Genomic DNA, 12,403 nt, shown 5'->3' with positions numbered 1-12,403 from the left:
TGCTCAGTCCACTCGGCAGGGGGCCTGCGTCACGTCCGGGGCCGGCGGCCGGCCGATGCCGGGCATCCCCAGGCCGACCGCCGGCTTCTTGGCGGGCATGCCCTGGGCCCGCTCCCACGCGTCGCCGCCGGCGGTGCGGCGCACGGAGAAGGTGCCGCCCTGCACCGCTGAGTCGGCGATGAGGTTGTGCGGGGCGCCGTAGGTGACCTCCACGGTGACCATGTCGCCGGGGCGGGGGCGGTCGGCCTCGGGGAGGTCTGCCGGCAGCGCGAAGTGCACCAGGCGGTTGTCGTCCGCACGGCCGGACATGCGCTGGGTCTCGGCGTCCTTGCGGCCCTCGCCGGGGGCCACCAGCACCTCGACGGTGCGTCCCTCCTGGGCGCGGTTCTCCTCCCAGGAGATGCGTTCCTGCAGCTCGATGAGGCGGTCGAAGCGGTCCTGCACGACATCCTTGGGCACCTGGTTCTCCATCGTGGCCGCGGGCGTGCCCTCGCGGATGGAGTACTGGAAGGTGAAGGCGCTGGAGAAGCGGCTGGCCTCCACCACGCGCAGGGTCTCGGCGAAGTCCTCCTCGGTCTCGCCGGGGAAGCCCACGATGAGGTCGGTGGTGATGGCCGCGTGCGGGATCTGCTCGCGGACGCGCTCCAGGATGCCCAGGAACTTCTTGCCCCGGTAGCTGCGCCGCATGTCCTTGAGCACCTTGTCCGAGCCGGACTGCAGCGGCATGTGCAGGCTCGGCATGACGTTGGGCGTCTCGGCCATGGCGTCGATGACGTCGTCGGTGAAGGCGGCCGGGTGCGGGGAGGTGAAGCGCACGCGCTCCAGGCCCTCGATCTCGCCGCAGGCGCGCAGCAGCTTGCTGAAGGCCTGACGGTCGCCGAACTCCACGCCGTAGGTGTTGACGTTCTGCCCCAGCAGGGTCACCTCCACGACGCCCTGGTCCACCAGCGCCTGCACCTCGGCCAGGACGTCGCCGGGGCGGCGGTCCTTCTCCTTGCCGCGCAGGCTGGGCACGATGCAGAAGGTGCACGTGTTGTTGCAGCCCACGCTGATGGACACCCAACCGGAGTACGCGCTGTCGCGGCGGGTCGGCAGGGTGGACGGGAAGGTCTCGAGCGACTCCAGGATCTCCACCTGGGCCTCGCGGTTGTGGCGGGCGCGCTCCAGCAGCACCGGCAGGGAGCCGATGTTGTGGGTGCCGAAGACCACATCGACCCACGGCGCCTTCTTCACGATGGTGTCGCGGTCCATCTGGGCCAAGCAGCCGCCGACGGCGATCTGCAGGTCCGGGTTGCGCAGCTTGGCCTGCCGCAGCTGGCCGAGGTTGCCGTAGAGCTTGTTGGCGGCGTTCTCGCGCACCGCGCAGGTGTTGAACACCACCACGTCGGCGGTCTCCGGGCGCTCGGCGGCGTCCAGTGCCGCCAGGTCGGTGTAGCCAGCCCCCTCGAGCAGGCCCGAGAGGCGCTCGGAGTCGTGCACGTTCATCTGGCACCCGTGGGTGCGGACGTCGTAGGTCTTGCCGGTGGTGGAGGTGCTCATCGTGGGGCGGATTCTACGCGCCGCGGGTGACTCCCCCGCCGGCCGCGAGGGGCCCGGTGCCACGATAGGGGCATGAGCGACGTCATCAAGATCAACGCCATCACCGTGCCCGCCGACTCCGGCGACGAGCTCGCCCACCGCTTCGCGCAGCGCGCGGGCGCCGTGGACGGCCAGCCGGGCTTCAAGGGCTTCGAGCTGCTGCGCCCCACCGACGGCCGCAACGTCTGGCTGGTGGTGACCCGCTGGGCCGACGAGGCCTCCTTCGAGGCGTGGACCTCCGGCCGGGACTTCCAGAAGGCCCACGGCGGGCAGGGCCGTCCCGAGGGCTCCGAGGCCGCGTCCGGCGCGCACGGTGAGGGTGGCGAGCAGCCCCGCCAGAAGCCGGTGGGCATGAGCGCCGAGCTGTGGTCCTACGACGTGGCCGGCGGCAGCACCGGTGGTGGTGCCGGCGAGGCCTGAGCCGACCACTCACCGGGCGTGACGACGCCCACATCTCAGCCGGGGCGCTGGGCGGGACCTGGTCCGGGTCGGTCCTCGATGCCCCTCGGGTCCCGGTGGGTACGGTGCGGTGACCCACACCCCAGGAGGATCCATGTCGCGCCCCACCCGCGCCGTTGCCGTCCTGACCGCGGCTGTCACCCTGACCACCCTCTCCGGCGGGCCGAGCCAGAGCCGCCCGCTGTCCGAGGCCACCTCCACCGCACCGACCCTGCCGGCCTCCCCGTGCGCGGACGGGGACGTCCCCCTCACGCCCGAGGAGGCCTTCCTCGCGCGCCCCGAGGCGGCAGCCCTCGTGGCCGGGGGCGGCTTCGGGGACCAGGTGGCCTCGTTCCAGCGCGCCCTGTGCGCGGCTCCGGACGCCGAGGCGGCAGAGCAGGTGGTGCAGGAGCACGGCGCCGCCCTGTGGGAGCTCGCCGTCGACCGGGCCCAGGGCCGGGTCGACACCGGTGGGTGGTTGAGCGCCGGGGACGACCGCCCGCTCTACTGGGCGCGCTTGGCGATGGTGGCCAGCATCCGGCAGCACGCCGGCAGCGCCCACCTGTCGGCGGCGCAGCGGCAGGACCTCGTCGACCGCCTCGACCGCGTGTCCCGCGGGCAGGAGGACGTCCACTTCCCCAAGGGCCGCGGCGTGAAGCGCGTGCTCGTCACGGGCTTCGACCCGTTCACCTTGGACGAGGACGTCCGCCAGGCCAACCCGTCGGGCGCCGCGGCCCTCGCGCTCGACGGGTTGACCGTCGCCGGACCGGACGGGCCGGTGCGCATCGAGGCCGCGATGCTCCCGGTGCGGTGGCGGGACTTCGACCACGGGATGGTCGAGGACACGCTGCTGCCGCACTTCACCACCGGCCGCGACGGGATCGACGCGTTCACCACCGTGAGCCAGGGGCGACCGGGCCAGTTCGACCTCGAGGTGACGAACGGGGCCTGGCGTGCCGGGTTCCACGACAACGAGTTCGTGTGCCACCGGGGCCAGGTCCCGGCCCCGCAGTCCCCGACGGTGACGCCCCAGCCCCAGTGGACCCGGTCCACGCTGCCCATGGACGCCCTCACCGCCCGACCCAGCGGGCCCTTCCCCGTGGTGCGCAACACCGAGGTCACGGAGGTTCCCGGCGACACGCCCCCCGAACCGGTGACCACGACCTGCCCGGCCCCGAAGTCCCCCGGGACGGTCCGGCCCGACGGCCCCACCGAGGGGTCGCAGGCACGGGCTGGCGGGGGTGGCAACTACCTCTCCAACGAGGTGGCCTACCGGGCGACGCTGCTGCGGGACGCCGTGGGCCTGGACGTGCCCGGCGGGCACGTCCACACGCCGGTGCTGGAGGGCCTGCCGGAGGACAGGACGCAGCTCACCTCGTCGCAGTTCAAGGCCAACCGGGAGGCGATCACGGCCCAGGTGCGGGAGCTGGTCGTGCGCACGGCGCGGTCCACGCGCTGAGGGCCCGCGGGGTCAGTCGCGCTGGTGCTCGGGGTCCTGGTCGAGCGCCTCGCGGATGACCGAGTACGCGACCTCCCCGGAGTAGCCCTTGCGGGCGAGCATGCCCGCGAGCCGACGGGTCTTCACCTGCCGGTCGAGGCCGCTCATGGTGCGCAACTTCTTGGCCACGAGCTGCTCGGCCCGGGCCCGCTCACCGTCGGGTGTCACCTCGTCGGCGAGGGCCTGCTGGGCGACCTCCTCGTCGATCCCCTTGCGCCGCAGCTCGTGCGCCAGCCCGCGGCGGGCCAGTCCGCGACCCTGCTGCTGGGAGCGCACGAGCATGTGGGCGTACGCCTCGTCGTCCACCAGGCCGACGGCCTCCATCCGGTCGAGCACCTCGCGGGCCACCTCGGGATCGCACCCCCGCTGGGCCAGCTTGTCCTCGAGCTGCCGGCGGCTCCTCGGGGCGGCGGTGAGCTGCCGCAGGACGATGGCGCGCGCCACCTCGTGGGGGTCGGCCTCGGCGTCCTGCTGCGCGGGGTCCTCCGGGGGCGGCGGTGGCGCCGACGGCCGGGACGGGGCGGACGACGGCGGGGAGGTGGGCGCGCCCACCCCGAGACCGTCCACCTCCCCGGCCGCGATGCGACGCAGCTCCTCCATGTCCGGTGCACGGGCCGGACCCCGACGCGGGGTCGACGCGTCGGGGCCCGGGGTCAGGGGGCCGTCACCCACGGGAACCGGGTCCCACGGGTGCGGTGGTGCGCTCGGTGCGCTGCGGTGCGGTCACGGTCAGAAGGTGACCTCGACCTCGTCGGGCTGGCCCGCGGCCAGGGCGGCCGCCTCGGCGTCCACGTCCTCGGTCACCGCGTTCGGGTCCACCCCGATGCCGAGCTTGGCCTTGATCTTGCGGTCCAGCTCCTCGGTGAGGTCCGGGTTGTCACGCAGGAACTGCCGGGCGTTCTCCTTGCCCTGCCCCAGCTGGTCGCCGTCGTAGGTGTACCAGGCACCCGACTTGCGGATGAAGCCGTGCTCCACGCCCATGTCGATGATGCCGCCCTCCCGGGAGATGCCCTGCCCGTAGAGGATGTCGAACTCGGCCTGCTTGAACGGCGGCGAGACCTTGTTCTTGACGATCTTGGCGCGGGTGCGGTTGCCGACCGGCTCGGTACCGTCCTTGAGCGTCTCGATGCGACGCACGTCGATGCGCACCGAGGCGTAGAACTTCAGCGCCTTACCACCGGTGGTGGTCTCCGGGGAGCCGAACATCACGCCGATCTTCTCGCGCAGCTGGTTGATGAAGATGGCCGTGGTGCCGGTGCTGCTCAGGGCACCGGTGATCTTGCGCAGCGCCTGGCTCATGAGGCGGGCCTGCAGACCCACGTGGGAGTCACCCATCTCGCCCTCGATCTCGGCGCGGGGCACCAGGGCCGCCACGGAGTCGATGACGATGATGTCCAGCGCACCGGAGCGGATCAGCATGTCCGCGATCTCCAGCGCCTGCTCACCGGTGTCGGGCTGCGACACGAGCAGGTTGTCGACGTCCACACCCAGCTTCCGGGCGTACTCCGGGTCCAGCGCGTGCTCGGCGTCGATGAACGCCGCGATGCCGCCGGCCTTCTGCGCGTTGGCCACGGCGTGCAGGGCCACGGTCGTCTTACCGGAGGACTCCGGGCCGTAGATCTCGATGACACGCCCGCGGGGCAGGCCACCCAGGCCGAGCGCGACGTCGAGGGCAATGGACCCCGTCGGGATGGTGGCGATGGGCGGACGCGTGTCGTCACCCAGGCGCATCACGGCGCCCTTGCCGTGCTGCTTCTCGATCTGCGCCATCACGGCGTCGAGGGACCGCGCGCGCTCCGCGGTCGGGTCGGTGTTGGTCTTCTTGCCGGCCATGCTCACCACTTCCTTGTCACATCGTGTCGGGCGCGCCCACCTTCGACGCATGCCTCCCGCGGGACGGCCCGGTTGATCCCCGGGCGGTCGTTCACGGGTCTGCGTCAGACGCTAGGAGCGCCCACCGACAACCTCCCCCGAGCGCGCCACGGACTGTGGACGAGCTGACGGGCCGAGGCGCACGGCGAGCGTTCCTGCGCACAGACTACAGAACACCTGTTCGCCCGTCGACCGACGACTGTTCGGCGTGTCGCGCCCCTGCCCCGTGACACGACGCACCCGTCCGCCCGGCCTCAGTCGACCCGCCCGGCGGGAGGCCCCGGGTCCGGCCCCCACTGCCGCTCGGCTGGCACGTCGAAGTCCACGCACAGCGAGTGCCACACCTGCCGCGGCGGCACGCCGGCGGCCAGGGCCTCCTCGACCGTGCGCTCCCCCGCCACCTCCGAGAGCACGTGGTTGCGACGGATGTGGCCGGCCATCGCGGCCCCGAACTCCGCGGCCATGAGCTCGTCCAGCTGGCTGTTGCGCATGGCGTCAGTCTCACAGGCCCCTCGCGCATCCCCTTCCTCCCCCCGCGTGCCCCGACGAACTGTGCTTGGGTCGAAGGGAACTGGGACACCGGCAGATCGCCACCGCCCCGATCCGATGCAAGGAGTGAGACCGTGCGTACCACCCGGTCCATCGCCCTGATCCTGGCACTGGCCGCCGCCCCGCTGACCGCCGTGGCGCCGGCCCACGCCCAGAACACCCCGAGCAACGAGGCCCCGGCCTCGGGCACCGTGACCACCCAGGCCGAGGAGACCACCTCCACCTCGGAGGAGAAGGACGAGGACAAGGGCTTCCCGTGGGGCCTGCTGGGCCTCCTGGGCCTCGCCGGCCTGCTGGGCATGGGTGGCAGGAAGCGCGAGGAGACCGAGGTGCGTCACACGATCACCACCCGCGCCGACGTCACCTCCCGCACCGACGGCCTCACCCAACGTGCGGACGACCGCTTCGGTGACGGCGACGGCCGCCTGGACCGCGACGACCTGCCGGGCACCGGCCGTCGCTGACGCGACGTACGCCCCGTCGTGAGGGCCCGCAGCCACCCGGCTGCGGGCCCTCACGTACGTCCCCGCGCGAGGTCGTCGGTGCGCGGTGGCAGGCTGACCCCCGATGACGGACGACGTGCTCTCCCGGTTCTCCCCCGCCACCCGTGCGTGGTTCGAGGCGAGCTTCGCCGCGCCCACCGCCGCCCAGGCCGGCGCGTGGGACGCCATCAGCCGGGGCGAGCACACCGTGGTGGTGGCCCCCACCGGGTCGGGCAAGACGCTCTCGGCCTTCCTGTGGTCGCTCGACCAGTTCGTCCCGCGCCCGGACCACGAGGTCCCCACCGCGCCGTGCAGCGTGGTCTACGTCTCCCCGCTCAAGGCACTGGCGGTCGACGTGGAGCGCAATCTGGCCGCGCCCCTGGCCGGCATCGGGCACGCCGCGGTGCGCTTGGGCACCGAGCCCCCGCGGGTGGGGGTCTCACTGCGCTCCGGCGACACGTCCCCCGCGGACCGGCGCCGTTTCGCCAGCCACGGTGCGGACGTGCTCATCACCACCCCGGAGTCGCTCTACCTGCTGCTCACCTCGAAGGCCCGCGAGCAGCTCTCCGGGGTGACCACCGTGGTGCTCGACGAGGTGCACGCGATGGCGGGCACCAAGCGCGGGGCGCACCTGGCCCTCACCCTGGAGCGGCTCGACGCCCTCCTCGAGCGGCCGGCCCAGCGCATCGGGCTGTCGGCCACGGTGCGGCCGGTGGACGAGGTGGGACGCTGGCTGGCCGGGGGCCGGCCGGTCACCGTGGTGCAGCCCCCGGCCACCAAGCAGTGGGACCTGGCGGTGCACGCCGACGTGCCGGACCTGGCGGACCTCGCCACCGCGCCGGGCGCCGCGCCGGTCCCCGTGCCCGATGCGGGTGAGGACCTCGCGCTGCCCGAGCACCTCACGCTGGCCGACCTCTCGCCCGAGTCCGCCGACCCCCGCGACCGGGCCAGCGTCTGGCCGCACGTGGAGCAGCGGATCGTCGACGAGATCGCCGCCCACACCTCCACGCTCGTGTTCTGCAACTCGCGCCGCTCGGCCGAGCGGCTGACGGCCCGCCTCAACGAGATCTGGGCCGAGCGCACGGCCGGCGCGTCGGCCGGGGCTCCACCGGTGCTGGCACGGGCCCACCACGGGTCGGTGAGCAAGGAGCACCGCGCCGAGATCGAGGACGCCCTCAAGGCCGGCACGCTGCCGGCGGTGGTGGCCACCAGCTCGCTGGAGCTCGGCATCGACATGGGCGCGGTGGACCTCGTGGTGCAGGTGGAGTCCCCGCCCAGCGTGGCCAGCGGCCTGCAGCGGGTGGGGCGCGCCGGTCACCAGGTGGGGGCGGTGAGCCGCGGCAGCTTCCACGCCCTGCACCGGCAGGACCTCCTGGAGACCACGGTGGTGGTGGAGCAGATGCGGGCCGGCGGCATCGAGGCGCTGCGCGTACCCGCCAACCCGCTGGACGTGCTGGCCCAGCAGGTGGTGGCGGCCTGCGCGCTGGACAACTGGACCGTCACCGACCTCCACGCGATGGTGCGGCGCGCCGCCCCGTGGGCCGACCTCTCGCGGGCGGTGCTGGAGTCCGTGCTGGAGATGCTCACGGGCCGCTACCCCTCGGAGGACTTCGCCGACCTGCGGCCGCGCCTGGTCTGGGACCGCGTGGACGACACGCTCACCGCCCGTCCCGGGGCGCAGCGACTGGCGGTGCTCTCCGGCGGCACGATCCCCGACCGCGGGTTGTTCGGCGTGTTCCTCGCCGGCGGCGAGGGTCCGGGGCGCCGGGTGGGTGAGCTCGACGAGGAGATGGTCTACGAGTCGCGGGTGGGTGACGTGTTCACCCTGGGCACCTCGTCGTGGCGCATCGAGGACATCACCCACGACCAGGTGCTCGTCTCCCCCGCGCCCGGCCAGCCCGGCAAGCTGCCCTTCTGGCACGGCGACGGCCTGGGGCGTCCGGCCGAGCTCGGCGGGCACCTGGGGGCCTTCGTCCGGGAGGTGGCCACCGGGGCCGAGGCCGACGTGCGGGAGCGTCTCACCGCATCGGGGCTCGACGCCTGGGCCGTGGACAACGTGGTGGCGCACGTGCAGGCCCAGGCCGAGGCGACCACCGCCGTGCCCGACGACCGCACCGTGGTGGTGGAGCGCTTCCGCGACGAGCTGGGCGACTGGCGCGTGGTCGTCCACTCCCCCTGGGGCTCCCCCGTGCACGCACCGTGGGCCCTGGTGCTGGCCGAGCGGCTGCGGGAGCGCTTCGGGGTGGACGTGCAGGCGATGCACGCCGACGACGGCATCGTGCTGCGGCTGCCGGACCTCGGCGGGTGGGACGCGTGGTCGGTCCCCGATGCGGTGCCGGCCGGGTCGGGCGGGACGGGTGCCGATGCGGACAGCGGCACCGGCCCGACGCCGACCACGCTCGACGCGCGCTCCCTGGACGCTGCCCTGGCCGAGCTCGTGGCCCTGGACCCCGAGGAGGTGAACGACGAGGTGACCGCCCTGGTGGGTGGCTCGGCGCTCTTCGCCAGCCGCTTCCGGGAGTGCGCCGCCCGCGCCCTGCTGCTCCCCCGCCGCCGTCCGGACCGCCGCCAGGCCCTGTGGAAGCAGCGGCAGCGCGCGGCGTCGCTGCTGGAGGTGGCCGCCGGGCACCCGGACTTCCCGATCGTGCTGGAGGCCGTGCGCGAGGTGCTGCAGGACGTCTACGACGTGCCCGCCCTCACCGAGCTCATGCGCCGGATGGCCCGCCGCGAGGTGCGCACCGTGTTCGTGGAGACCCCCGGCGCCAGCCCCTTCGCGCAGAACCTGATGTTCGGCTACGTGGCGCAGTTCCTCTACGAGGGCGACTCCCCGCTGGCCGAGCGCCGTGCGGCCGCGCTCGCGCTGGACCCCACGTTGCTGGCCGACCTGCTGGGCCGCTCCGAGGGCGCCGGGCTGCGCGACCTGCTCGACCCGCAGGCGGTGCTGGACACCGAGGCCGAGCTGCAGCACACCGCCCCCGACCGCCGCGCGCGTCACGCCGAGGACCTGGCCGACCTGCTGCGCGTGCTGGGACCGCTGGACGCCGAGGAGATCGCCGCGCGCTCCGTGCCCGATGCGGACGTGCCGGCCTGGACGGCCGCACTGGAGGCCTCCCGGCGTGCGGTGCAGGTGCCGGTGGGTGGGCGCCCCTGCTGGGCGGCGGTGGAGGACGTGGCCCGCCTCCGCGACGCCCTGGGCACCCCCGTGCCGCCGGGCCTGCCGCTGGCCGCGATGGTGGTGAGCACCGACCCGCTCACGGACCTCGTGGTGCGCCACGCCCGCACCCACGGGCCGTTCACCCCCGACCAGCTGGCCACGCGCCTGGGACTGGGACGCGCCGTGGTGGTGCCGGCGCTACGGGCCCTGGTGCGCGACGGCCGCCTCGTGGAGGGTGCGCTGCGCCCGCTGGCGGCCGGGGGCGGCGAGGCGACCGACGGCATCGGCCCGGACTTCTGCGACGCCGAGGTGCTGCGCCGCCTGCGCCGGCGCTCCCTGGCCGCGCTGCGCGCCGAGGTGGAGCCGGTGGGCGGCGAGGAGTTCGCGCGCTTCGTGCTGCGCTGGCAGGGGCTGTCCTCCCCTTCCCGCGGGGTCGATGCGGTGGCCCGCGCCCTGGAGCAGCTCACGGGGGCGGTGCTGCCGGCGAGCGCCGTGGAGACGCTGGTGCTGCCGGCCCGCGTCCGCGACTACGCCCCGGCGATGCTCGACGAGCTGCTGGCCGGCGGGGAGTTCGTGTGGGTCTCCCACGGGCTGCTGGCCGGTGACGACCTGTGGGTCTCCTTCCACCCGGCCGACCAGGCACCGGTGACCCGGCCGGTGCCGCAGGACGCCCCGGACGCGGCGTCCGCCCGGGTGGAGGAGCTGCTGGCCCGGCGCGGCGCCTCACGGTGGGCCGAGCTGCACGCGGCCCACGAGGAGGCACCCGACGCCGAGCTGCTCACCACCTCCGGGGCCTGGACCGATGCCGTGTGGGAGCTCGTGGGGGCCGGTCGCCTCACGAGCGACACCTTCGCCCCGGTGCGCGCCCGGCTGTCGGGCGGCCGCACGGCGCAGAAGTCCCGCCCGCAGGCCCGTCGGGCCCGGGCCTCGGGGCGTCCGGCCTCGCTGCGCGGGCTGGGGCTGGCCGGCGGACGGGGTGCGGGGGCGGCCTCGCCGGGGGCAGGGCTGCGCTCGGGGCGCCCGCCCTCCACGCCGGACCTGCTCACCGGCCGCTGGTCGCTGCTGCCCACCGTGGACACCGACCCGACCGTCCGCGCCGTGGCCGCCGCGGAGGTGGCCCTGGACCGCCACGGCGTGGTCACCCGCGGCGCGGTGGCCGCCGAGGGCGTGGACGGAGGCTTCGCGGCGCTCTACCGGGTGCTGGCCGCCGCCGAGGACGCCGGGCGCGTGCGCCGCGGCTACTTCGTGGAGTCCCTGGGCGCCGCGCAGTTCGCGCCCTCCGGCGCCGTGGACCTGCTGCGGACGGACCGCTCGGGCAGCCCGGCGGGCACCCGACCCGAGGGCGCCCCCATCGCCCGCCTGCTGAGCGCCTGCGACCCCGCCGTGGTGCACGGCGCCGCCCTGTCCTGGCCCGAGACCACCGGCGGCAGCCACCGCCCCAGCCGCAAGGCCGGCGCGATGGTGGCGCTCGTCGACGGCGTGCCGGCCGTGTGGTGGGAGCGCGGCGGGCGCACTGCGCTGACCTTCACCACCGACCCGGCCCGGCTGGCCGCCGCGGCCCGCGCCGCCGCCGACGCGGTGACCGCACGCCGCATCGCGGGGCTCTCGGTGGAGACGATCGACGGGGAGCCCGCCCTGCGCAGCGAGTCGCCGCTGGTCGCCGCGCTGCAGGAGGCCGGCTTCGGTGCCACCCCCAAGGGCTGGAGGCTGCGTGCCTGAGGGCGACACCGTCTGGCGCACCGCACGCCGGCTCCACCTCGCCCTGGCCGGACGGGAGCTCACCCGCAGCGACCTGCGCTGGCCGTCGCTGGCCACGGTCGACCTCACCGGCCGCACCACCCTGGAGGTCGTCGCCCGTGGCAAGCACCTGCTGCACCGCCTCGACGACGGCCGCACCCTGCACTCCCACCTGCGCATGGAGGGCTCCTGGCGCGTGCACCCCGTCCCCGGGCCGGCGCGGCTGCCCGGCACCACGCGCGCCGTGCTGGCCAGCGCCGAGCACGTGGCCGTCGGCGCGTCGCTGGGGATGCTCGACCTCGTGCCCACCCGCGAGGAGCACACGCTGGTGGGCCACCTCGGGCCGGACCTGCTGGGGCGGGAGACGGAGCTCGAGGTGGTGCTCGACGCCTACGCGGCCCAGGGCGACCGCCCGGTGGGCGAGGCGCTGCTGGACCAGCGGCTCGCCTGCGGCATCGGCACGCTCTACGCTGCCGAGTCGCTCTTCCTGCGGCGGGTGGACCCGTGGGCCGGGGCGGGTTCGCTGCCGCGGGAGACCCTGACGGCCGTGCTCACCACGGCACGGTCGGCCCTCGTGGCCAACTGCTCACGGGCGGTGCAACGCACCACGCCGCCGAGCCTGCGGGAGCCCACCTGGGTCCACGGCCGGGCACGGCGCCCCTGCCTGCGCTGTGGGACGCCGGTCCGCGTGGACCCCCTCGGCACGCCCCCGACGGACCGGGTGCTCTTCCACTGCCCCACCTGCCAGGGCAGCCACCCGCGCTGACTCAGCCGACGGGCGTCGGGCGCAGCACCTGCTCGCGGGGGCCGCCGGGGCGGATGTCGGCCGGCGAGTCCGGCACGTTCACGGCCTCCTCGGCCTCGGCGATGGCCACGCGCACGGCCACGTCGTTGAGCATCTGGCTCACCGGCAGGTCCAGGGCACGGCAGATGGTGGCGAGCATCTCCGAGCTGGCCTCCTTCTCACCGCGCTCCACCTCGCTGAGGTAGCCCAGCGACACCGAGGCGTCCGAGGACACCTGGCGCAGCGTGCGGCCCTGCTCGCGGCGGCGCTCACGCAGGACGTCGCCGACCTCGCGTCGAATGATCACCATG

10 protein-coding genes are annotated in these 12,403 nt (G+C 74.7%); 5 read left to right on the top strand and 5 right to left on the bottom strand.

The features are described 5' to 3' along the window. Positions 1–3: 3 nt before the first annotated feature. On the bottom strand, positions 4–1,539 hold the full coding sequence (gene miaB, locus ACFFHC_RS06495) for a tRNA (N6-isopentenyl adenosine(37)-C2)-methylthiotransferase MiaB (RefSeq protein WP_070703347.1): 1,536 nt from the start codon (positions 1,537–1,539) through the stop codon (positions 4–6). Positions 1,540–1,611: 72 nt separating this feature from the next. Between miaB and ACFFHC_RS06490 the strand changes: the two genes are divergently transcribed. Together ACFFHC_RS06490 and ACFFHC_RS06485 are read left to right on the top strand one after the other, a co-directional pair. Next, the gene (locus ACFFHC_RS06490; protein WP_070703346.1) at positions 1,612–1,998 is read left to right on the top strand and encodes an antibiotic biosynthesis monooxygenase family protein; all 387 of its coding nucleotides are present in this window, start codon (positions 1,612–1,614) and stop codon (positions 1,996–1,998) included. Positions 1,999–2,131: 133 nt separating this feature from the next. Further along, positions 2,132–3,475: a PA0049 C-terminal domain-containing protein gene (locus ACFFHC_RS06485; protein ID WP_238329932.1), complete on the top strand. Its 1,344-nt coding sequence runs from the start codon at positions 2,132–2,134 to the stop codon at positions 3,473–3,475. A gap of 12 nt (positions 3,476–3,487) precedes the next feature. Here ACFFHC_RS06485 and ACFFHC_RS06480 read toward each other — a convergent pair whose 3' ends face one another. From ACFFHC_RS06480 to ACFFHC_RS06470, 3 genes are all read right to left on the bottom strand, one after another. Next, the gene (locus ACFFHC_RS06480) at positions 3,488–4,114 is read right to left on the bottom strand and encodes a regulatory protein RecX (RefSeq protein ID WP_379803920.1); all 627 of its coding nucleotides are present in this window, start codon (positions 4,112–4,114) and stop codon (positions 3,488–3,490) included. 129 nt (positions 4,115–4,243) lie between these two features. After that, positions 4,244–5,347, bottom strand: a complete 1,104-nt coding sequence (recA, locus tag ACFFHC_RS06475) for a recombinase RecA (protein ID WP_070703360.1) — start codon at positions 5,345–5,347, stop codon at positions 4,244–4,246. Between the two features lie 293 nt (positions 5,348–5,640). Continuing rightward, positions 5,641–5,877, bottom strand: a complete 237-nt coding sequence (locus ACFFHC_RS06470; protein WP_141494948.1) for a DUF3046 domain-containing protein — start codon at positions 5,875–5,877, stop codon at positions 5,641–5,643. A gap of 132 nt (positions 5,878–6,009) precedes the next feature. On the opposite strand from ACFFHC_RS06470, the gene ACFFHC_RS06465 reads away from it, so the two are divergent. The 3 genes from ACFFHC_RS06465 (at position 6,010) to ACFFHC_RS06455 (ending at position 12,074) form a co-directional block, all read left to right on the top strand. Further along, complete coding sequence (locus tag ACFFHC_RS06465) at positions 6,010–6,399, top strand: WGxxGxxG family protein (protein WP_181443187.1); 390 nt, start codon at positions 6,010–6,012, stop codon at positions 6,397–6,399. Between the two features lie 103 nt (positions 6,400–6,502). Beyond that, positions 6,503–11,290 carry an Lhr family helicase gene (locus tag ACFFHC_RS06460; RefSeq protein WP_379803915.1) on the top strand — a complete coding sequence of 1,596 codons (4,788 nt, stop codon included), beginning with the start codon at positions 6,503–6,505 and terminating at the stop codon, positions 11,288–11,290. Next, a complete protein-coding gene (locus ACFFHC_RS06455) occupies positions 11,283–12,074 on the top strand; it encodes a DNA-formamidopyrimidine glycosylase family protein (protein WP_070704992.1) in 792 nt (263 codons plus the stop codon). The genes ACFFHC_RS06460 and ACFFHC_RS06455 overlap by 8 nt, the downstream gene beginning before the upstream one ends. 1 nt (position 12,075) lies before the next feature. Here the strand turns inward: ACFFHC_RS06455 and ACFFHC_RS06450 are convergent, their stop codons facing one another. Continuing rightward, the gene (locus tag ACFFHC_RS06450; protein WP_070704989.1) at positions 12,076–12,402 is read right to left on the bottom strand and encodes a helix-turn-helix domain-containing protein; all 327 of its coding nucleotides are present in this window, start codon (positions 12,400–12,402) and stop codon (positions 12,076–12,078) included. Between the last annotated feature and the right edge of the window lies 1 nt (position 12,403).

It is taken from the genome of Kytococcus schroeteri, from assembly GCF_042433515.1.
Classification (GTDB): domain Bacteria; phylum Actinomycetota; class Actinomycetes; order Actinomycetales; family Dermatophilaceae; genus Kytococcus; species Kytococcus schroeteri.
Note: the sequence above shows the minus strand (reverse complement) of the source record. Positions and strands in the feature narration are given on the sequence as shown.

Coding starts and splice junctions, on each gene's coding strand:
- miaB (WP_070703347.1), bottom strand. CDS start 1,539: ATGAGCACCTCCACCACCGGCAAGACCTACGACGTCCGCACCCACGGG.
- ACFFHC_RS06490 (WP_070703346.1), top strand. CDS start 1,612: ATGAGCGACGTCATCAAGATCAACGCCATCACCGTGCCCGCCGACTCC.
- ACFFHC_RS06485 (WP_238329932.1), top strand. CDS start 2,132: ATGTCGCGCCCCACCCGCGCCGTTGCCGTCCTGACCGCGGCTGTCACC.
- ACFFHC_RS06480 (WP_379803920.1), bottom strand. CDS start 4,114: ATGGAGGAGCTGCGTCGCATCGCGGCCGGGGAGGTGGACGGTCTCGGG.
- recA (WP_070703360.1), bottom strand. CDS start 5,347: ATGGCCGGCAAGAAGACCAACACCGACCCGACCGCGGAGCGCGCGCGG.
- ACFFHC_RS06470 (WP_141494948.1), bottom strand. CDS start 5,877: ATGCGCAACAGCCAGCTGGACGAGCTCATGGCCGCGGAGTTCGGGGCC.
- ACFFHC_RS06460 (WP_379803915.1), top strand. CDS start 6,503: ATGACGGACGACGTGCTCTCCCGGTTCTCCCCCGCCACCCGTGCGTGG.
- ACFFHC_RS06450 (WP_070704989.1), bottom strand. CDS start 12,402: ATGGTGATCATTCGACGCGAGGTCGGCGACGTCCTGCGTGAGCGCCGC.